The following is a 21683-nucleotide window of genomic DNA, read 5'->3' on the forward strand; positions in this document are numbered from 1 at the left end:
TACCTAAAACAAAAGGGCTGAGCGTATCTCTATTTCGCTAGTCCTTTTTCTTATATGCTAAAGGTGTAAAAACTAAGGAGGTGGAGACAATGGTACAAGAAGTACTAGAGCAAATCAAGGCAGCGGAAGATGCGGTGGAAGAGCATCGGCAACAAGCTAAGATGAATTGTCGTTTATATGAAGAACAGAAGCAAGAACGTTTAGCTGAACTACGTCAAGAGAGTGAAGAAGCTGTTGAAAAAGTGCTGACGGATTCACTAGCAACGCAAGAAAAGATGTTACAACTTGAAAAAGAACAACTTTTAGATGAAACAAAGCGCACTGAACAAGCGCTTCACGAACGTTACGAAACGAACAAAGAACAAGTCATTGATTCAATTATTGAGAGGGTGAAAGACGTTTATGGCAGTTAGTAAAATGGAAAAAATGACAATAATTGCCGCTGCCGAAAAAGAAGCAGCAATTCTACAAGCCATTCAAGGCTTGCAAATTGTCGAAGTAAAACGGATTTTTCATTCGCCTGAGGAAGAACAAGCCTTAAAGAGTCAATATTCTTTTTTACAAGCAGAACAGTCAACTGAACAGCTACGTAAATATGAAACGATGCTACAACAATTGCAAGAGCTTCTTTTATTTTTGACACGCTCTTCAGGAAAAGGGTTAAAGATAAAAAGAAAAGTCTATACCTTAGAAGAGTTGGAACAAACCTTTGATGAAGAAACATTACAAAGCTATTTGACGGAATTAAAGAATATTCAAGAATCTTTGAAACAAATTCAAACGGATCGTCAAGGATTAGAAGCTGAAGAAGAATTATTAGGCCGCTGGCAATATCTGGATATTTTACCGCACAAACAGCAGTTAAAAAGTAGTTATGTCGTTCATGGTTCGATAAATCTAGCCAATAAAGCCAGTTTCTTGAGCGCTTTGTCTCAATGGCCAACGGTTTATTTTGAAGAAATTTATCAAAGTATGCATCATAGTTACTTTACACTCGTTTACCTGAAGGAACATCAGCAGAGTGTAACCGAGTTATTAAACCAATATAGCTTTGAACCACTCCAATACCGTTATGATGTTCCGCCTAAAGAGGCATATCAACAAGTCAAAGAACGATATGAAATTTTACAAAAAGAAGAAAAAGCCTTAAAGCAACAACTGGCTTCTTATCATGATTTCTATGAAACGTTTTGCTTGGCTGAAGAAGTCTTATTGGCGGTTATCCAAAGAGAACAAGCACGTCAACATTTGTTAAATGCTTCATCATTTTTCATCTTGCAAACGTGGATTCCAGTCGAAGAAAAAGCCGAGATTTTGACAGCGATTGAAGAAAAAGTTCCTAAGGACGAAATAGCTATTACTTTTGAAAATCCTACGAAGGCGGAAATTGAGACGGATATACCAGTTAAACTAGCGAATAATAAATTGGTGCAGCCGTTTGAAATGTTAACAGAGATGTATAGCTTACCAAAATATGAAGAAGTTGATCCGACACCTGCGATGATGCCGTTTTATCTAGTCTTTTTTGGCATGATGGTAGCGGATATTGGCTATGGCTTACTGATGCTACTCTTGTCTATTATTGCTTTGAAAGCATTTGTTTTACCGAGAGGCATGAAACGTTTTGCCGACTTTTTCTTGATTTTATCAGTTCCAACAATTATTTGGGGCTTCATTTACGGTTCGTTTTTCGGTGCAGCATTACCGCCAACAATGTTTGGAATCAAATCACCATTTCCGATTTTATCAACGACCGAAGATGTAAATACGATTCTTATTTTATCGGTTATTTTTGGGTTTATCCAATTGGTTGTCGGTTTAATGATTAATGGGATTCAGTTATCAAAACAAAAGCGCTATTTAGATAGTATTAACGAAAGTTACGCTTGGTTAGGGATTTTGTTTGGTTTAGCATTGTTAGTCGTTGGTAAATTAGTGGTTAAAAATGAAGGCTTATTTACAGCAGGTGCGATTTTAGCTAGCCTTTCTGCCATTGCAATTATTGTGATTCCAATGATTCAATCGAAGGCCAAATTAAAAGGCTTAGCCAAAGGACTGTATGGACTATACGGTGTGACAGGTTATGTCGGTGATTTAGTTAGTTATACACGTTTGATGGCGTTAGGAATTGCTGGGGGAAGTATTGCTTCAGCGTTTAATATGCTCGTAGAGTTCATGCCGCCAGTTACCCGTTTTAGCGTGGGCATCTTGCTGTTAATTGTTTTACATGCGTTAAACATATTCTTATCGTTATTAGGTGCTTATGTTCATGGCGCACGTTTGCAATATGTTGAGTTCTTTGGAAAATTTTACACAGGCGGTGGCCGGGCGTTTAATCCGCTAAAAACAAAAGAAAAGTATGTCAATGTTGAGAAAAAATAGAAAATTATTTATTGGAGGAAAATAGAGATGATGGATTACTTAATTAATAATAATGGTGGAATTGTTTTTGCAGTATTAGGAATGGCAATGGCGACAATTTTTGCTGGGATTGGATCAGCCAAAGGGGTTGGCTTTACTGGGGAAGCAGCAGCAGCTTTAACGACGGAGCAGCCAGAAAAATTTGGTCAAGCGTTAATTTTACAGTTATTACCAGGTACACAAGGACTATACGGTTTCGTTATTGCTTTCTTAATTTATATTAACTTAGGAAACGATATGAGTATGGTTCAAGGATTGAACTATTTTGTAGCAGCTTTACCAATTGCTTTTGCAGGATTGTTCTCTGGGATTGCCCAAGGTCGTGTAGCCGCTGCGGGGATCCAAATTTTAGCGAAGAAACCAGAACATGCAACAAAAGGAATTATCTATGCTGCCATGGTTGAAACTTATGCCATCTTAGGGTTCGTAATTTCCTTCTTACTTGTATTGAACGTCAAATAATTGAGGAGGCAGATGGATGGATGCCATTGAAAAAATCATCAGTGAAATTAAGCAACAAGGAAAGCAAGAAGTCGAAGCCTATGTCACCAGTGAACAAACGCGCATCGATCAAGAATTCCAAGCAGCACAACAAGAAATTTTGCTGAAGCAAGAACATGAAATAGAAAAACGACAACAACAATTATTAAAAGAATTTAAACAACGCCAACAACGGCAAACACTAGAAATTCGTCAGGATGCATTAAATAAAAAACAAGCATATCTTAACCAATTATTTGACGAAGTGGTCTTAAAGATGAGTGAATGGTCAGCGGAAGAATTTCAAGAATTCATGAAAGCACAATTAGGTTCACTTGAATTAACAGGAAAAGCAACCATTCTTTTAGGCGAGTATTCTCAAACGAAAGTGACGCAAGAATGGCTGACCGCCCTTTCTGATGCTACTGTTCAATGGGAGCTTTCAGAGGAAGTTGTTCCAAAAGAAAGTGGCTTTATCGTTGCAAAAGACGGTTTGGATTATAATTTTCTCTTTTCAGCATTAGTTGAAGAGATTCAAAAAACAGAAGGCTTTAAAGTAGCAGAAAAACTTTTCAGTTAAGAAGGGAGGACGTAGCATGAGAAAACCAACGTATCATCAAATTAATCCGCTGATTCGTTTAAAAGAAACGGAGCTGCTTTCTGAGCAACAGTTTCAACAACTTTTAGAAGCGGAAACAGTTGAAGACGTTAAAAATATGTTAAAAAGTACGGTTTATCAACCTTATTTAACCGAAACTTTTGAAGAAAAATTTGACTACCATTCTTCTGAAGCGCTGGGAAGTCTTTATCGCTGGTTATATGAAATGGCTCCAGAACCAGCTGTAGTAACGTTGTATACGATGCGTTTTACCTTCCATAACTTGAAAATTTTGACAAAAGCTGAGCGAACAGGTAAAGATTTTGATTATCTTTATTTAGAAGATGGTCGTTATTCTCTAAACACAGTCAAAAGTGCCATTCATACAAAAAACTCTTCCGAACTTGAACCAGCATTATTAGAAGTGATCCGTGATGTTTTTGCCTATCTGGAAGAAGGCGGTTTGTCGCAAGCAATTGATATCCTTTATGATCGAGCATTTTTACAGCAACAGCGAAAATTAGCGGATGAATTGGGGTATGAAGAGTTAACGAAGGAAGTCATCGCTTTTATTGATTTAACCAATCTATCAACGATGGCTAGAGGGATTGTTCAACATCAAAACAGTAACTTTTTATCAACCGTGCTTTCTAGCGCTGGCAGTCTCTCAAAGAAAGAACTGTTGACCTATGCGGAAAAGTCACTTGTAGAATTTACAGCATTTGTCAGAACAACGAATTACGGACAACTATTAGAAAAGATTATCAATAAAGAAACCAATGAATTAAATTTATTGGCTTTTGAAAAACTCAAAGATGATTACCTGACCTCAATGTATGAAAACGGTCGGACGGTTGCTTTTGGGCCGCTCCCATTACTAGCCTTTTTGAATGCGAAAGAAGTTGAATGGAAAAATTTGCGTTTAATTTTGGTCGGAAAACATAGTGGGTTTTCAAATGAAAAAATTCGAGAAAGGATGCGAAAAGTCAATGGGGTATAAAATTGGTGTCATTGGAGACAAAAATTCAATCTTACCATTTAAACTGTTTGGCTTTGAGGTCCATCATGCCATTTCAGAAATGCAAGTTAGAGAAGCCATTGAAACTATGGCAAAAAATAAGTTTGGGGTCATTTTCATAACGGAAGAAGCCTCTACTTTAGCAGAAGAAACGATTGAACGATACAAAGAACAAGTGACACCAGCGATTATTTTAATCCCAAGTCATAATGGTACAATCGGAATCGGTTTAAGTGAGATTGAAAAAAATGTTGAAAAAGCAATTGGACAAAATATTTTATAATGCAAAGGAGAATGAGCGTGCAAATTGGAAAAATTGTCAAAGTTTCAGGTCCTTTGATTTTAGCTGAAAACATGTCAGATGCTAGTATCCAAGACATTTGTCATGTAGGAGATTTAGGCGTTATCGGAGAGATTATTGAAATGCGAGGCGACGTCGCTTCGATTCAAGTATATGAAGAAACAACAGGCATTGGACCAGGAGAACCAGTTATTTCAACAGGAGAACCATTATCTGTTGAATTAGCCCCAGGTTTAATTGCCGAAATGTTTGATGGTATTCAACGACCATTGGATACATTTCAAGAAGTAACCCACAGTAACTTTTTAGGCCGTGGCGTTAAAATTGATGCGTTAGATCGTGAGAAAAAATGGACGTTTGAACCGACTGTGGCAGTTGGTGAAGAAGTGTCGGCAGGTGACATCGTCGGTGTGGTTCAAGAAACAGCGATTATTCAACATAAAATTATGGTGCCTTTCGGCGTTTCAGGAACGATTGCCGAAATTAAAGCAGGGGACTTTGCCATTGATGAAACAGTTTATTCAGTGGAAACGGCTAAAGGAACGGAAAGTTTTAGCATGATGCAAAAATGGCCCGTTCGACGGGGACGTCCCATTTTAGAAAAACTAAGTCCCAAAGTACCGATGGTGACTGGACAACGCGTAATTGATACCTTTTTCCCAATTACGAAAGGCGGAGCGACAGCAGTTCCAGGACCATTTGGCGCTGGAAAAACAGTCGTTCAGCACCAAATTGCTAAGTGGGCCGATGTCGACTTAGTCGTTTACGTTGGTTGTGGGGAACGCGGGAATGAAATGACAGATGTTTTAAATGAATTTCCAGAATTAATTGATCCAACAACTGGTGAGTCTTTGATGAATCGGACGATTTTAATTGCGAATACGTCAAATATGCCGGTAGCGGCACGGGAAGCCTCGATTTATACAGGGATTACCATTGCAGAATATTTCCGTGATATGGGTTACTCAGTCGCAATTATGGCAGATTCTACTTCTCGTTGGGCAGAAGCGTTACGAGAAATGAGTGGCCGGTTAGAAGAAATGCCTGGTGATGAAGGCTATCCAGCCTATTTAGGTAGCCGCTTAGCTGAATATTATGAACGAGCAGGACAAGTCATCGCGTTAGGAAAAGATCATCGTGAAGGAAGCATTACGGCGATTAGTGCGGTTTCGCCATCTGGTGGGGACATATCAGAACCAGTCACCCAAAATACGTTACGCGTTGTTAAAGTATTCTGGGGCTTAGATTCTCAATTAGCACAAAAGCGTCATTTTCCTTCTATTAACTGGTTGCAAAGTTATTCTCTTTACTCCACAGAAGTAGGGCAATATTTAGACTTGGAATTGCAAGGGAACTGGGCCTCTATGGTAGCTGAAGGGATGCGGATTTTACAAGAGGAATCTCAATTGGAAGAAATTGTTCGTTTGGTTGGGATTGATTCCTTGTCGGATAAAGACCGTTTAACGTTGGAAACAGCCAAATCATTACGGGAAGACTATTTGCAACAAAATGCATTTGATGACGTGGATACGTTCACTTCTCGAACCAAACAAGCGAAAATGTTGCAATTGATTCTAACTTTTGGTGAAGAAGGTCAAAAAGCCTTAAGTTTAGGCACTTATTTCTCTGAGTTAATGGCGGGAACAGTTGAAATCCGTGATCGCATTGCTCGTAGCAAGTATTTACCAGAAGAAGAATTAGAAAAATTGGATCGTTTACAAGCAGAAATTAAAACAACGATAAAAGAAATCATTGCTGAAGGAGGAATGACGAATGATTAAAGAATATCGCACAATCAATGAAGTCGTTGGTCCTCTGATGATTGTTGAAAAAGTGGCAGGCGTAAAGTACGAAGAATTAATTGAAGTACGCATGCAAAATGGCGAAATTCGCCAAGGGCAAGTTTTAGAAATCAATGGAGATAAAGCGATGGTCCAAATTTTTGAAGGAACGAGTAATATCAATATTCGTGATTCAAAAGTTCGCTTTCTGGGACATCCTTTAGAATTAGGGGTTTCGCCAGATATGATGGGGCGCGTTTTTGACGGCTTAGGTCGCTTAAAAGATAATGGACCAGAATTATTACCTGAGAAAAAATTAGATATTAACGGCGAAGTTATCAATCCAGTTGCTCGTGATTATCCCGATGAGTTCATCCAAACAGGGATTTCAGCGATTGACCATTTAAATACCTTAGTTCGTGGTCAAAAATTACCTGTTTTTTCAGCTTCTGGCTTACCTCATAAAGAATTAGCGGCACAAATTGCCAGACAAGCCAACGTGTTAAATAGTGAAGAAGAATTTGCCGTAGTTTTTGCGGCCATTGGGATTACCTTTGAAGAAGCGGAATATTTTATGGAAGATTTCCGTCAAACAGGCGCAATTGATCGTTCAGTCTTGTTTATGAACTTAGCGAATGATCCAGCCATTGAACGGATTGCAACACCTAGAATGGCTTTGACAGCCGCTGAATATTTAGCTTATGAAAAGGGCATGCATGTCTTAGTTATCATGACGGATATGACCAATTATTGCGAAGCGTTGCGAGAAATTTCAGCAGCACGCCGTGAAGTTCCAGGACGTCGTGGTTACCCAGGTTATCTTTACACGAACTTAGCAACGTTGTATGAACGGGCAGGCCGAATTCGTGGCTCAAAAGGTTCCGTAACACAGATTCCTATTTTAACAATGCCAGAGGAGGATAAAACACATCCAATTCCCGATTTAACTGGCTATATTACAGAAGGGCAAATTATCTTGTCCCGGGAACTATATAAGAGCGGTATCCAACCACCAATTGATGTCTTGCCATCACTTTCCCGTCTTAAAGACAAGGGAACTGGGGAAGGCAAAACGCGCGGGGATCACGCAGCGACGATGAATCAATTGTTCTCAGCCTATGCACAAGGGAAACAAGCCAAAGAATTAGCTGTCATTTTAGGAGAATCAGCTCTTTCCGATGTCGATAAAATTTACGCAGCTTTTGCTCAACGTTTTGAAGAAGAATATGTCAATCAAGGATTCGATACAAACCGTTCGATTGAAGAAACGTTAGATCTTGGGTGGGAACTATTAAGTATGCTACCGAGAACAGAACTAAAACGAATTAAAGAGGATATGCTCGATCAATATTTAACTGAAGGGAAGTAGAAAAATGGCTCGATTAAATGTTAATCCAACCCGTATGGAACTTTCCCGATTGAAAAAACAGTTAACTACGGCCACGAGAGGTCATAAGTTGCTGAAAGACAAACAAGATGAATTGATGCGACGGTTTATTGCGCTAGTCAAAGAAAACAATGAGTTACGTATTCAGGTTGAACAAGAAGTGACGGATGCGTTATCAAATTTTGTATTGGCAAACGCAACGTTGAACGAAGCCTTTATTGAAGAGTTAGTGGCAATTCCAGCCGAAAAAGTTGAATTAGAAATTATTGAACAGAACATCTTAAGTGTGCCAGTTCCTAAAATGATTTTTGATTACGATGAATCGGTTCAAGAAGCACCCTTAGATTATGGCTACGTGAATTCAAACAGCGAGCTTGATCAAGCTTTTGCTAAAATTTCAAGCATTTTACCGAAATTATTAGCACTTGCAAATGTTGAAAAGACGTGCCAATTATTATCAAAAGAAATTGAAAAAACGCGTCGTCGTGTCAACGCCTTAGAGTATATGACGATTCCACAATTAGAAGAAACAATTTACTACATTCAAATGAAATTAGAAGAAAATGAACGTGGCGAAATTACACGTCTAATTAAAATTAAAAGCATGAACAAAGAAAATTAATGGTTAGAAAGAACGAGTGCGAAGCCAGTTGGTAGCTTTCGGGCTCGTTTTTAATAAAAAAGGGAGTGGAAAAAATGAAAAATGAAGAACGCCGCAAAGCGATTGCACTGAATTGTCAAAAGTATGAAAGTGACTATGCTCGCTTGGTGGAACCAATCAATGAGCTACTGTTAAACTTGGGAGCGGCTATTTCAGAAGAAGCCGCGAAGCAAATCATTCTGAATGTAAAACGATATCATCACGGCGTGAAATATCTTCCTGAGTGTCATTTAGATGAAAGTAACCAATTTATCGAAGATGGGCTTGAAGCTCTTAAAAAGGGAGATTTAGGCAACGGTGCGTTACAACTATTTGGGGCTGGCTTAAACTTTGCTGGTTTTGCAGCAAAAGCACAAGGAACCAAAAAAATTGATGCCCACCAAATGTTGGCAGAACGTTTTACGAAGTTGTTGTCTGTAAAGTAGCCAGCTACTCATTGTGGATTTTAGTATCTGGGACAGTAGTCAAAATGACTTTTGTCCCAGATATTTTTTTTATAAAAATATGAAACCTTTTACAGATACTTAACGTCTAATAGTTAGTTAAATGAAAAGAGGTGTTTTATGGATAAAATTTCAACAAAAAAATTAGTTCAGAAAGCAAAAAAAGGAGATGGACAAGCATTTGTTCACCTTTGTCAAAAATATGAAACAGTTTTATACAATGCTGCATATAAAATGCTATTAAACGAAGTCGACGTTGCTGATTGTTTACAAGAAACTGAACTATGTGCATGGGAAAAAATAACAACATTAAAAAATGAATATGCGTTTAATTCATGGATTTTTAAAATAATGTTAAACCAAGTTCAAAATATTTTTAGAGAAAAGCAGAAAACAACTCACTGGATGGATACTTATTCTCCTGTTCCTGCTTTTGATGATTTATATGATTTGGATAAAGGATTACATAAATTACCTGATAATTATCGTGTTCCGCTAGTTATGTACTATTATGTTGGCCTTAGTATAAAAGAAGTCGCTCAGCAACTTGATGTTTCAACAAATACCATCAAAATTCGTCTTTCTCGTGGTCGAAAAAAATTAAGGACATATTTAAAGGAGACATGGTAAATGGATAGAAAACGAAGTGATATATTAAAATATGAAAAAAAGATGCCTTTAGAAACAGTGGAACGTTTAAACACACAAAGAACTAAGATATTAATGGGAGAAATAAAACAATACAGACAGCCAAAGAAAAAAATATCGCGTAAACATTTAATTATAGGGCTAATTAGTATTGCTACCACTTTTACTTTGATAGTAAAAACACCCATTGGACGTGCCATAGAAGAGGTATTGGGGATTAGTCAAGATACAGGTGTTCAAACAGTAGAATCTTCTGGTGTTCCAACAAAACTAGAATTGCGGAGTGTACAAAATGAGCGAGAAATCGTATTAACAAAATTTGTATCGACAAAAAATAAAATGGCGTTTGATTATCAATTTAAGATTAAAGATCAGAAATTGAAAGAGTTATTACAGAAAAAAATCGCTAGAAATAATTATTCTCAAGATATTCAACTAGGGTTATTTAGAGAAGGAAGCAAAGAAGATTTATTTGGGGGTGTAAGTTCAACATCGTTATATAGAATCGAGAAGGATGTTTTTTATGGTTCAGTGATTTCAACTTTCAATAAGCAAAAACTTGTTAGTCAAGATCAATTAACGCTTCATATCTACCGATTAGCTTGGGAAGATCAAGAACAGCATGATAATGAATTAAAAGAAGCAATCAAAGCAAGTAGCCGATCTTTTAGTGTTGAGAATGCATTAGAGTATCAAGGCGATTGGACGTTTAAAATTCCTTACCAACCCATTATGAAAGAAACGATACCTAGCATTAAAAACGTGAAAAAAATTAAAAATATTAAGGCCCAAAGTGATGCGCTTCAAACTACGCTGATTATGGATGTTCCAAATCCAGAAAAAAATAAAAAAAGTCGTGATATTCTAATTTCAGTTTATAAAAACGGTCTTGAGATACCTATTGCACGTCAAATTGGTAGTGGCTTTAATAAAGGGGAAGATGCTACAATTAACATTTCTTTTGACTTAAGTAGTTTGGATCATAAGTCATTATATAAAGTAATCGTTAGAAATTCTTATGAAGATGATGCAGCAGGAAAAGAATTAGGTTCGTTGGAGTTAAAAAATACTCAGAAATAATTGCTAAAAAGGTTATGGAAAATACAAATATTTTAATTAATATAACTACTAAAAAAAGCATCTTTTTTATTGAGCGTTGTCATTAAAAAAAGATGCTTTTATTTTCATTATCAATGGTTATCATTAGGATATTCAGACACCTGTAATTGCCATAACTTATCTGTCACTGAAGCAATAAACGCAGCACTCTTAGCATTATCAGGTCCTTTAGTAAAAATTGCTAAAGCAAAGGGGTGAGGTGTTTCTAAAATCCCCATATCATGAATAAATTCATCATAGGAACCAATTTTATGAGCAACTTTTCCTTGAGTTGTGGGAGTTTCCATTCTTTCATGGAAAACACTTTGTTTCATAGAATCATAAATCGCTTGGTAATCTGGTTTTGTTACTTTTTCAGTATATAATCTTTGTAGAATAACTAGCGCATCTTCCGAAGAAAATTGTGGCTCTTCAATCGAAGGTGTCTTGTGCAAATAACGCTGATACATTTCTCGTTTTGCTTTTGCATCACCACCCAATGTATCATAAAGCATATTTTTAGCGATATTATCAGAATAGGTGATGGCATATTCTTGTAACGTTTTTAATGGATATTCTGGTTGGATATTATAGGCAATGATTCCAGTTCCTTCTTCATAATCTTCTTCAGCGTTATAAGGAATCAGGTCTGGCCATTTTTTTTGACCAGAAGCAACCGTGTCGGCGACTAACATCGTCAGTGGCACTTTAATAGTACTAGCTGTATAAAATTCATGTTGGCCATTCACAGAACGTTGTTCGCCAGTTTCCAAATCTAAATAACTAATCCCGACCGTTCCTTCAAATTCTTTGACAGAAGCGACGAGCAGGTCATTTATTTTATCAAAAAATACTGCATTTGCTGAATTGTTTTCTTCCTTGTCTTTCGTATGTTTCTCATGTTTGGCGGAATCAATTGTAACTTTTTGTTCAGATTCTTTGGCATAATCTTCGCCACGACTTGAGAAGAAGAAGCCTACAATTAGGAAAAAGCAAAGAAAGAAAATGATGCCGTATAGTGAGAGTTGCTGTTTCTTCAATGTAAAACCCTTTCCGTTTCTCTAATAGATATTTTTCTCAACTCCTCCATTTAATCATTTTTCGGATAAGAGCGCAAGCGTCTTTTTAACGGCACTACTGGTTTTGTTTCATTTGTTTTTGGAGTGCTTGCGATTGCTTTAATAGCTCTTTGCCGATAGTGGTATCTTTCACCAATAACCGCTGTAAGGGGCGATCGATGACTTGTTTGATGGAATGAATGTCTTGATTATTTAAAATGGCTGTTTCTTTACTAGAAAAAGATTTATGCGCGGTCAGTTGTAAACCAAACGAGTTGTACAACAATGTATAACCAGCAATCCCAGTAATTGTCTGATAAGATTTTGAAAAGCCGCCGTCAATTACGAGAAGCGTGCCATTTGCTTTGATTGGCGATTCGCCTTTTGTTCGTTTAACTGGTGTATGGCCATTAATGATATGTCGATTTTCACCAGTCACTTCAAATTCATCTAGGATTCTTTCACAAACTTCAACCGTATCACGCAAAGAGTAATAAGGATTCTTTTCTTCGTAATGTGTTTCTTTTTCAGCGAGAAAATAACGCTCGAAGGTTTTCATAGCTCGTTTACCAAATAATGAGGAACCTTCGCCACACCAAAGATACCATAAACAATCTGTCGCATAGTCATCTGTAATAGCAGGCTGAGCGTAAGCTTCTTCTAACATTTTTTGAAAGAAGTCAACTAAAGCTTTTCCTGAATAGGAGTGGCCTTTAAATGTATAAGCTTGAAAAGTACCGTCCGCATTCAGAGGCAGACAGCCATGAATCAATAAATTTTGATTATACACAAGGTAAAGAGAAGCTTTTTCCATTAGAAAGCGCATGTGTTTTGTTAACCGCGGTGAAGACTGAAATTGCGTTAATAAATCATCAATTATCTGTTTTTCCTCACGTGTTAATTGGTAAGGCTGCTCTTCAGAAACGGTTTGGAAACAGCTGTTAATTAATGTATAACGACATTCGTCAAAAGTAATAGTTTCCCCTTGAATCTTATCTAAGCGTAGCCGATGTGCCAAGTTAAAATCAGGGCGTCGACCAATAATTTGGCCTTCTAGTTTTTCTTGAATAATGGCAATGGCTTGTTGCACACGCATCGCTACTTGTTTTTCAGCTTCAGTTAACGCACGATAGGGATTTTTCTTGGGTGCAAAAGCAGGATTTTCTTTATACGTTTCTAAACTAAATTTTTTTAAGGCGGTTAAATCGATAGCATAACGTTCTTCTAACAAATCTAAATTTCCATAGCGAGCACAAATACGTACTACATTGGCTAAACAAGCCAGTGAACCACTATAAGCAGCCAGCCAAATCATATCGTGATTGCCTAGTTGAATATCCAAGGAGTGATAGGACATTAATCGGTCCATAATTTTATCTGGTGCTGGCCCCCGGTCATAGATATCCCCAATAACATGTAGGTGATCGATAATCAGACGTTGGATTAGATAAGCTAATTCTGTCACGAAACGTTTGGCTTCACCTAGTAAAATAATTTTTTCAATAATTTGTTGATAGTAACCGTTTTTGGTTGTTGTTTCATCATATTGATAAATCAATTCTTCGAGAATATACCCATAGGTTTCAGGAAGGGCTTTGCGAACTTTAGAACGTGTGTACTTCATCGAAGAAGAACGGACGATTTCAACCAGACGGCGAATCGTTAATAGCCACCATTCATAAGAGAGGGCGCTTTCATTTTCTAAAAGTGTTAATTTTTCTTCTGGATAGTAGATAATAAAACAAAGCTCGTCCATCTGATGGGCATTTAATTCTTGTTTAAATAAAAATTGAACTTTTTCTCGGATTCGCCCAGAACCATTTCTTAAAATATGGTCAAAAGCTTCAAATTCACCATGTAAATCACTGACAAAATGTTCTGTTCCTTTCGGTAAATTCAAAATTGCTTCCAAATTAATAATTTCTTCAATTTGTTGATCGCGGTTCAGTGTAGCCAAGTCATCTGCCTTCTTTCTTTTTCGTATATACCAATTTTTATTTAAAAGATTAAAGTCTTGATAATAAAGGTTTTTTATTCGTATGCCAATTATTGTAGGCTATTTGGCGAAAAAAAGCAACAGGAGAAAGTCAGAGAAAAATGTGGAAAATTATAGGAAGCTACTGGGTTTTATGCTATGATTTTTAATAAAACAAAATGAAGGGGCGGGAAAACATGTTATTTGGTACAGCAAAAATGAATCGGGAAAATCATTTAGAAATCGGTGGTTGTGACACCGTAAAGTTGGCGCAAAAATTCGGGACGCCGTTATTTGTTTATGATGTCGCTCATATTCGCGCACAAGCACGTGGTTTTAAACAAACGTTAAATCAATTAGGTATCAAAAATAAAGTGGTTTATGCAAGTAAAGCATTTAGTTGTTTAGCTATTTATCAAGTGTTAAAGGAAGAAGATATTGCTTGTGATGTTGTCTCTGGTGGAGAACTATTCACAGCTTTAAAAGGGGGCATGGAGCCAGCGGAAATTGAATTCCATGGAAATAACAAAACTCCTGAAGAATTACGTTATGCTTTGGATAACAAAATAGGTACAATTGTCATTGATAATTTTTACGAAATTGACTTGTTGGAAGAATTATTAGCTACACGAAACCAAACACAAAAAGTTCTTTTTCGGGTGAGTCCTGGCGTGGATGCAGAAACACATGATTACATTTTGACAGGCCAAGAAGATTCAAAATTTGGTTTTGATGTTGCAAGTGGCCAGGCAACAGAAGCGCTCGTTCGCCTTTTATCAAATCCCTCTTTTGATGTACAAGGGGTCCATTGCCATATTGGCTCGCAAATTTTTGCTGTGGAAGGCTTTTTAGCTGCTGTTGAAAAAATGTTCACTATTTTAGAAGACTGGCGGCAAGTCCATCAATTTACAGCACGTGTTTTAAATATGGGTGGTGGTTTTGGTGTGCAGTACACGCAGCAAGATGAGCCATTAGCACCAGCAACATTTGTTGAAAAAATTGTTTATTCCTTGAAAGGTCATTGTGAACAATTAGGGTATCCACTGCCTGAGCTTTGGATTGAACCAGGCCGCAGTTTAATTGCCGAAGCGGGCACAACGATATATACAGTTGGCGCGCAAAAAGAGGTTCCTGGTGTTCGTCATTTTGTTTCCGTAGATGGTGGCATGGGTGATAATATACGGCCTGCTTTGTATCAAGCGGTTTATGATGGATTTCTAGCGAATCGTGAGGGGCATGATTCAGTCAAGAAAGTCACAGTGGTTGGTAAATATTGCGAATCAGGAGATGTCTTACTTCGAGATATTTTATTGCCAGAAGTTAAAGCAGGGGATTTATTGACCATTAGTAGTACTGGGGCTTACGGTTATTCAATGGCAAGTAATTACAACCGAAATCCTCGACCAGCGGTGGTTTTTGTCGAAGATGGACAAGCAAAATTAGTTGCTCGCCGTGAGACATATGAAGATATGACAACGTTGGATTGTTGATAGATTAAAAGTAGCCGCCTCTTTTTGAGACGGCTGTTTTTTTTCAAAAAATAACAAAATGTAAGGGTGATTTCTTTCAGAAATGAAAAATCCATAGTATATTAAATGAAGAAGGAAATACTTTAGAAGAGGGTGTGATTTGCAGATGAAATGGCTCCTCGGGTTACTGATCATTTTTGCAATGATTGGCGTTGTTTTTTCTGTTTACATTGCCAATTATTTTTTGAAAATCGCGTTGCTTAAAGACAACCCTTGGTATCATAAAAAAGGGCATCGGTTATTAAATCCTGATAATTTTCAAGAACGAGAAACAAGATATACTAAAATAGAAGAACAACAAAAACAAGAAGGCGAAGCTTTTTGGACAGAGTCTTTTGCTGAAGATCGTTGGTTGAAAATTAAAGATGAAACATTGTATGCACGGTGCTTTATTCCTTATCCAGATAACCATCGTTGGGCGATTTGTGTGCATGGTTATCGTTCAAACGGAAAACGCGATATGGCCTATACTGCATTACGTTTTGCAGAAGAAGGCTACAATGTTTTAGTTCCCGATTTGCGTGCGCACGGGAAAAGTTCAGGGAATAAAATTGGGATGGGATGGCTGGATCGGTTAGATTTATTAAGTTGGCTTAGTGAAGTTCTTGCCATTGATATGGAAGCAGAAATTATTTTAGTGGGCGGTTCCATGGGAGCTGCTACCGTCATGATGGCAAGTGGTGAAAAGCTACCAAAGAATGTCCGCGGATTAATAGTGGATTGTGGCTACACTTCTGTCTATGATGAATTTAAATATGTCCTACATGAATCTTTTCATTTACCCGCTTTTCCTATTTTAACGATTGCTAATCAATTAGCATTAAATAACTATGGCTTTCAATTGAAAACCGCTTCTTCCGTGAGACAATTACACAAAAATACGTTGCCGACATTTTTTATTCACGGTACAGGTGATCGCTTTGTTCCAATGACAATGTTTGAAGAAAATTTAGCGGCAACTCAGGGGATAAAAAAAGGCCTCATTGTTGCTAAAGCACCACATTTATCTTCAAGTGTGTACGAACCTGAAAATTATTACAGTAGTATTTTTGAATTTTTGGAAGAAAACTGTCCTGCAGTAAAAACAACATCCGACTAAAAAAGACATGGATTTTCATGATTCCATGTCTTTTTTTTGTCTGACTCGTTTAGCTAAATTTAAAGTGCTTAAAAAGAAAAATAATAAAGTTGGACTAGTAAACTATTAGCTAAACAAAAAACCACATAAAAAAACTAATCAGTCAGTTCTTTCAGGCGGTTTTTATCATTAATCAAAGTCTCGAAATAACTAGCGAATACCCAAAGCAATTCGTGCGTAACGGCTCATTTTATCCGTTGTCCAAGCAGGGTACCAGACTAATTTTACTTCGATATTATTCACTTCAGGAATATCTTTTAAAACACCATGGATTTGTTCTGTTAAAACATCTGCTAACGGACAACCCATTGTGGTTAAGGTCATTTTGATGACAGTATCACCAGTTTCTTCTGCAAATTCAACTTCATAAATTAGTCCTAAATTAACAATATCGATGCCTAATTCAGGGTCAATCACTGTTTCTAATGCAGTTAAAATATCTTCTTTAATTGCTTCAACTTCTTCGGTTGAACGTTGTTGAGGTTGTTCACTCATTCGTCTTCTACTCCTTTGCAAGTTGCCTCTTTACTATCATACCTTTTTTAAGAATGTTTGTAAATGAGAAGTATCTCACATGTCATGGAATTTACTGATTTATTAAAAAAGCTCATAAAATTCGAAATTCATTTTATTTTAATCGAAATCTCATTATTTTGTTGACATTAGAAAACAATGAGTTTAGAATGATCGATAACAATCTAAATTTAATTTTTGGATATTTTTAAAAAACTGAATTTTCAGTCAATTGGAAATATCAAAGGGAGGATTTTATGAAAATTAAGCAGGTACATGTTAGGGCATCGAAAATTAAACTGAAAGAAACATTTACGATCGCTTTGGGGACGATAGAATCAGCGGATAGTGCAATTGTGGAAATTGAAACAGAAGAGGGATTAGTTGGATATGGAGAAGGAGGGCCAGGCATTTTTATTACCGGTGAAACGTTGGCTGGCACGATTGAAACGATCGAATTATTTGGCCAAGCAATCATTGGCTTAAACCCCTTTAATATTGAGAAAATTCATGAAGTGATGGATAAAATATCTGCTTTCGCTCCAGCGGCAAAAGCAGCAATCGATATTGCTTGTTATGATTTGATGGGTCAAAAAGCCCAACTGCCTCTTTATCAATTGTTAGGCGGCTATGATAACCAAGTAATAACGGATATTACACTAGGTATTGATGAACCAAATGTGATGGCACAAAAAGCCGTCGAAAAAGTCAAACTAGGTTTTGATACATTAAAAATTAAAGTCGGAACAGGAATTGAAGCTGATATTGCAAGAGTAAAAGCGATTCGTGAAGCAGTTGGCTTTGATATCAAGCTCCGCTTAGATGCGAATCAGGCTTGGACGCCCAAAGAAGCAGTTAAAGCGATTCAAGAATTAGCAGATTATCAAATTGAATTAGTGGAACAGCCAGTTAAAAGACGCGATTTAGAAGGTCTAAAATACGTTACTTCACAAGTTAATACGACAATTATGGCTGATGAAAGCTGTTTTGATGCTCAAGATGCGTTGGAATTAGTTAAAAAAGGCACAGTCGATGTTATCAATATAAAATTAATGAAGTGTGGCGGCATTCATGAAGCGCTGAAAATTAATCAGATTTGTGAAACAGCAGGCATCGAATGCATGATTGGTTGCATGGCGGAAGAAACAACCATTGGCATCACGGCTGCTGCCCATTTAGCTGCTGCTCAAAAGAATATCACACGAGCAGATTTAGATGCGACATTCGGTTTAGAAACTGCGCCCGTAACTGGGGGCGTATCCTTAGAAGCAAAACCATTATTGGAATTAGGAGAAGCAGCTGGATTAGGCATTTCTCATTAAAAAAGGAGTAAAGCAAATGAAGTATGATTTAAAGTATCTTAGTGTCCCTTTGCCTGAGGAAATTCAAAGGGTGAAAGAATTTGGCGATTTTGCAAGTGCGGATATTGCCATTGATTTTTGGTTGACAAAAGAACTTCCGCAGGCATTAAAAGAACGTTTGATAATTGAAAAAGATGTCATTAAAATGATGCGTATGAATGAGTATCCTCATAGCTTTGCAAAAGCTGATCAAATGATGAGAGATACTTTTCAGGATTATCAAACAGAGGAATTAATTCGTTTAAAAGAAACGGGATTAGTGGACTGGGTTTATATTGATGGTGAACCGTATTTCCAACTTCGATTTTTGGCCAATTTAATTAAAACAAATGCGGCATATGTTGCACGTTTGCGGGAAGCAGAAAGCAATCAATTAGAAATTCTCCGCAAAAAAGAACTAAAAGAGAACATCGAACAAATGCAAAAAAACGGTGGTAGAAAAGTGAGAACAACAATTAAAGCCACCATTCAGGTGAAAAAAGAATTTGAGCGTCCAGGTGAGCGTGTTCGTGTCCATTTGCCGCTGCCCAAAGCGTGTCAACAACAATCAGAAATTGAAATCCTAGCTACGTCACCTGAAGCAACCTATATTGCGGCAGAAGATGCGCCTCAACGAACACTGTGTTTTGAAACAATCTTAAAAGAAAATCAAACGTTTACAGTTGAATATTGTTATGTTAATCGGATGGTTTACCAACAGTTAGAAGAAAATAACGTAGACAAAATGCAACCAAGCTTTGATTTAGAGGAACAGTTACCGCATATTCGATTCACGCCTTATTTAAGAAATTTAGCAGATGAGATTGTGGGCGATGAAAGTAATCCCTTAAAAAAGGCACGCTTGATTTATGACTTTGTGACGACAAAGATTCATTATTCTTTCATGCGTGAATATTTTACAATTTCCAATATTTCAGAGTATGCTGCAACTAATTTAAAAGGTGACTGCGGCGTGCAAGCGATTTTGTTTATCACGCTTTGTCGGATTGCAGGGATACCAGCCAAATGGCAATCGGGATTATATGTTTCTACACATTATACAGGCTGTCATGATTGGGCACAATTTTATATAGAACCGTACGGCTGGCTCTTTGCGGATTTATCTTTTGGCGGAGGTGCTTACCGAGACGGGGATAGACAGCGGTGGAATCATTATTTCGGCAATTTAGATGTTTTTAGAATGGTCGCAAATAGTGAGATCCAGGCAGACTTTCAGCCGGCGAAAATGCAATTGCGTGCAGACCCAATTGACAACCAGCGGGGAGAATTTGAGTACGAAAATGAGGGCTTGCCCTACGCATGCTTGATAGTTTCGCAAGAACGGCTTTCCATGGAAGAGTTGCCGTTTGATTGACACATAGGGGGAATAGTATGAAAAAGTTAAAAATGATGGGGATTATGTTATTTGTTAGTACGGTCTTGGTAGGTTGTGGCACAACAGCAGAAACAAAAATAGACGAGAAAGCAACTGAGAAAACCAGTGTCTCGAAAAAAGTTTTAAATTTAATGGAGAACTCGGAAATCGGTTCAATGGATTCTATTTTTACACAAGATGAAGCCAGTATTAACGCACAGTCCAATGTCTTTGAAGGGTTATATCAATTGGATGAAAAAGATCAACTAATACCAGCTGCCGCTAAAGAGATGCCTGAAATTTCTGAAGATGGCAAACGATATACCATTAAACTAAGAGAAGATGGTAAGTGGTCCAATGGTGATGCTGTAACAGCCAATGATTTTGTTTTTGCTTGGCGTAAATTAGCGAATCCCAAAAACCAAGCCAATTACTTTTTCTTGTTAGAAGGAACGATTCTGAACGGAACAGCTATTACAAAAGAGGAAAAAGCACCAGAGGAATTGGGTGTCAAAGCGCTTGATGATTATACTTTGGAGGTTACTTTGGAAAAGCCTGTACCATATTTTACGTCCTTATTGGCATTTTCTCCATTTTTCCCACAAAACGAAGCATTCGTGAAAGAAAAAGGACAAGACTATGGCACTTCTAGTGAAATGATTGTATCTAATGGTCCGTTTTTAATGAAAAATTGGGATCAGTCAGCGATGTCGTGGGATTTTGTGCGTAATCCCGACTATTACGATAAAGAAAAAGTAAAATCAGAAACGATTCATTTTGAAGTTCTTAAAGAAACCAATACCGTTTATAATTTGTACGAATCAGGTGAATTAGATGTGGCTGTCTTAACAGGAGATTTTGCTAAACAAAATCGAGACAACCCAGACTATGAAGCAATCGAACGGTCAAAAGTATATTCCTTACGTTTAAACCAAAAAAGAAACGAAAAACCATCTATTTTTGCAAATGAGAATGTCCGCAAAGCTTTAGCTTATGCTTTGGATAAAAAAAGTTTAGTCAACAATATTTTAGCAGATGGTTCAAAAGAAATTTATGGGTACATTCCACAAAAATTTGTATATAACCCAGAAACGAATGAAGATTTTCGTCAAGAAGCAGGCACCCTTGTCAAAACAGACGCCAAAAAAGCCAAAGTGTATTTAGATAAAGCAAAAGCAGAGCTAAACGGAGATGTAGCCATTGAACTTCTTTCAAGAGATGGTGATAGTGACCGAAAAGTTGCTGAATTTATCCAAGGCCAGTTACAAGAAACGTTGCCAGGTCTCACTATTAATGTCAAAACAGTTCCTTTAAATAATGCGATTGAATTAATGAGAAAAGGGGATTATGAATTGTCTGTTGGCATGTGGGGACCCGATTATCAGGATCCAATGACTTTCTTAGAAAGCTCAGTTAGTGGTAACCGTATGAACTATTCTAGCCCAACGTTTGATCAACTAATTGAAGAAGCAACAACTAAATACGCAAATGATCCTGAAACTCGTTGGCAAACATTAATTAAAGCTGAAAAAGTATTGGTGGAAGAAGATGCCGCTTTAATTCCTTTATACCAAGAGGCCCGTAGTCAGCTTGTACGACCAGGTGTCAAAGGCATTCAGTATCATAACTTCGGTGCAACGAGCACATATAAGTATGCCTATAAAGAATAAATTAGTGAACGAGCGTGGGACAAAAATCACTTTAGATTTTTGCTCCACGCTCAAAAACTGATAAACGGCGGGAACAGAAGCAACACTACGCGTTGCTCCGATCTCAACAACTTCTAAGGTGTTTTCTCGACATACGTCTCGTCACAGTACAGCCTTCAAAAGAGCTACAGCTCTAAGAGTTGCGATGTTTCACTGTGAAGCATGAACAGATGAAATCATCGTACCTACTTGGTGAAGGTCCTTCGGAAA

20 protein-coding genes are annotated in these 21683 nt (G+C 37.3%); 17 read left to right on the forward strand and 3 right to left on the reverse strand.

The window, feature by feature from the left end:
* Positions 1 to 89 precede the first annotated feature (89 nt).
* From IGJ24_RS05880 to IGJ24_RS05935, 12 genes are all read left to right on the forward strand, one after another.
* Entirely contained in the window at positions 90 to 413 is a 324-nt protein-coding gene (locus tag IGJ24_RS05880) for a V-type ATPase subunit F (RefSeq protein WP_002404376.1), read from the forward strand.
* Positions 403 to 2382: a V-type ATP synthase subunit I gene (locus IGJ24_RS05885; RefSeq protein ID WP_289865571.1), complete on the forward strand. Its 1980-nt coding sequence runs from the start codon at positions 403 to 405 to the stop codon at positions 2380 to 2382. The genes IGJ24_RS05880 and IGJ24_RS05885 overlap by 11 nt, the downstream gene beginning before the upstream one ends.
* 27 nt (positions 2383 to 2409) lie before the next feature.
* Entirely contained in the window at positions 2410 to 2883 is a 474-nt protein-coding gene (locus IGJ24_RS05890) for a V-type ATP synthase subunit K (RefSeq protein ID WP_002363905.1), read from the forward strand.
* A gap of 16 nt (positions 2884 to 2899) precedes the next feature.
* Positions 2900 to 3481 carry a V-type ATP synthase subunit E gene (locus IGJ24_RS05895; RefSeq protein ID WP_002357678.1) on the forward strand — a complete coding sequence of 194 codons (582 nt, stop codon included), beginning with the start codon at positions 2900 to 2902 and terminating at the stop codon, positions 3479 to 3481.
* Positions 3482 to 3497: 16 nt separating this feature from the next.
* Entirely contained in the window at positions 3498 to 4499 is a 1002-nt protein-coding gene (locus IGJ24_RS05900) for a V-type ATPase subunit (RefSeq protein WP_142956378.1), read from the forward strand.
* Positions 4489 to 4800 (forward strand): V-type ATP synthase subunit F, encoded by a 312-nt coding sequence (locus tag IGJ24_RS05905; protein WP_002357676.1) that lies wholly within the window; start codon positions 4489 to 4491, stop codon positions 4798 to 4800. Before IGJ24_RS05900 ends, IGJ24_RS05905 begins: the two co-directional genes overlap by 11 nt.
* Before the next feature lie 17 nt (positions 4801 to 4817).
* Complete coding sequence (locus IGJ24_RS05910) at positions 4818 to 6599, forward strand: V-type ATP synthase subunit A (protein WP_289865570.1); 1782 nt, start codon at positions 4818 to 4820, stop codon at positions 6597 to 6599.
* Complete coding sequence (locus IGJ24_RS05915) at positions 6592 to 7968, forward strand: V-type ATP synthase subunit B (RefSeq protein ID WP_002357674.1); 1377 nt, start codon at positions 6592 to 6594, stop codon at positions 7966 to 7968. The genes IGJ24_RS05910 and IGJ24_RS05915 overlap by 8 nt, the downstream gene beginning before the upstream one ends.
* 4 nt (positions 7969 to 7972) lie before the next feature.
* Positions 7973 to 8608 (forward strand): V-type ATP synthase subunit D, encoded by a 636-nt coding sequence (locus tag IGJ24_RS05920; protein ID WP_002357673.1) that lies wholly within the window; start codon positions 7973 to 7975, stop codon positions 8606 to 8608.
* A gap of 74 nt (positions 8609 to 8682) precedes the next feature.
* Positions 8683 to 9072 carry a hypothetical protein gene (locus IGJ24_RS05925; protein WP_289865568.1) on the forward strand — a complete coding sequence of 130 codons (390 nt, stop codon included), beginning with the start codon at positions 8683 to 8685 and terminating at the stop codon, positions 9070 to 9072.
* Between the two features lie 138 nt (positions 9073 to 9210).
* Positions 9211 to 9720 carry an RNA polymerase sigma factor gene (locus tag IGJ24_RS05930; protein WP_289865567.1) on the forward strand — a complete coding sequence of 170 codons (510 nt, stop codon included), beginning with the start codon at positions 9211 to 9213 and terminating at the stop codon, positions 9718 to 9720.
* Positions 9721 to 10818 carry a hypothetical protein gene (locus IGJ24_RS05935; RefSeq protein ID WP_002361777.1) on the forward strand — a complete coding sequence of 366 codons (1098 nt, stop codon included), beginning with the start codon at positions 9721 to 9723 and terminating at the stop codon, positions 10816 to 10818.
* A gap of 110 nt (positions 10819 to 10928) precedes the next feature.
* Here IGJ24_RS05935 and IGJ24_RS05940 read toward each other — a convergent pair whose 3' ends face one another.
* Positions 10929 to 11876, reverse strand: coding sequence for a serine hydrolase (locus IGJ24_RS05940; RefSeq protein WP_289865564.1), 948 nt, complete (start codon positions 11874 to 11876; stop codon positions 10929 to 10931).
* A gap of 94 nt (positions 11877 to 11970) precedes the next feature.
* The gene (locus IGJ24_RS05945) at positions 11971 to 13851 is read right to left on the reverse strand and encodes a fructose-bisphosphatase class III (RefSeq protein ID WP_010820812.1); all 1881 of its coding nucleotides are present in this window, start codon (positions 13849 to 13851) and stop codon (positions 11971 to 11973) included.
* A gap of 197 nt (positions 13852 to 14048) precedes the next feature.
* Between IGJ24_RS05945 and lysA the strand changes: the two genes are divergently transcribed.
* Together lysA and IGJ24_RS05955 are read left to right on the forward strand one after the other, a co-directional pair.
* On the forward strand, positions 14049 to 15359 hold the full coding sequence (gene lysA / locus IGJ24_RS05950; RefSeq protein WP_289865563.1) for a diaminopimelate decarboxylase: 1311 nt from the start codon (positions 14049 to 14051) through the stop codon (positions 15357 to 15359).
* A 145-nt stretch (positions 15360 to 15504) separates the two neighbouring features.
* A complete protein-coding gene (locus tag IGJ24_RS05955; RefSeq protein WP_289865572.1) occupies positions 15505 to 16497 on the forward strand; it encodes an alpha/beta hydrolase in 993 nt (330 codons plus the stop codon).
* 189 nt (positions 16498 to 16686) lie between these two features.
* On the opposite strand, the gene IGJ24_RS05960 is transcribed toward IGJ24_RS05955, so the two are convergent.
* Positions 16687 to 17031, reverse strand: coding sequence for a metal-sulfur cluster assembly factor (locus IGJ24_RS05960; protein WP_002357660.1), 345 nt, complete (start codon positions 17029 to 17031; stop codon positions 16687 to 16689).
* 275 nt (positions 17032 to 17306) lie between these two features.
* Between IGJ24_RS05960 and IGJ24_RS05965 the strand changes: the two genes are divergently transcribed.
* From IGJ24_RS05965 to IGJ24_RS05975, 3 genes are read left to right on the forward strand one after another with little or no spacing between them, the layout of a single operon-like run.
* Positions 17307 to 18371, forward strand: a complete 1065-nt coding sequence (locus tag IGJ24_RS05965; RefSeq protein ID WP_129193644.1) for a dipeptide epimerase — start codon at positions 17307 to 17309, stop codon at positions 18369 to 18371.
* 16 nt (positions 18372 to 18387) lie between these two features.
* A complete protein-coding gene (locus tag IGJ24_RS05970) occupies positions 18388 to 19764 on the forward strand; it encodes a transglutaminase-like domain-containing protein (protein WP_002357657.1) in 1377 nt (458 codons plus the stop codon).
* Positions 19765 to 19781: 17 nt separating this feature from the next.
* The gene (locus IGJ24_RS05975; RefSeq protein WP_289865562.1) at positions 19782 to 21434 is read left to right on the forward strand and encodes a peptide ABC transporter substrate-binding protein; all 1653 of its coding nucleotides are present in this window, start codon (positions 19782 to 19784) and stop codon (positions 21432 to 21434) included.
* Positions 21435 to 21683: the final 249 nt, after the last annotated feature.

Origin of the sequence: Enterococcus sp. DIV0546 (genome assembly GCF_051712785.1) — a bacterium.
GTDB classification, from domain to species: domain Bacteria; phylum Bacillota; class Bacilli; order Lactobacillales; family Enterococcaceae; genus Enterococcus; species Enterococcus faecalis.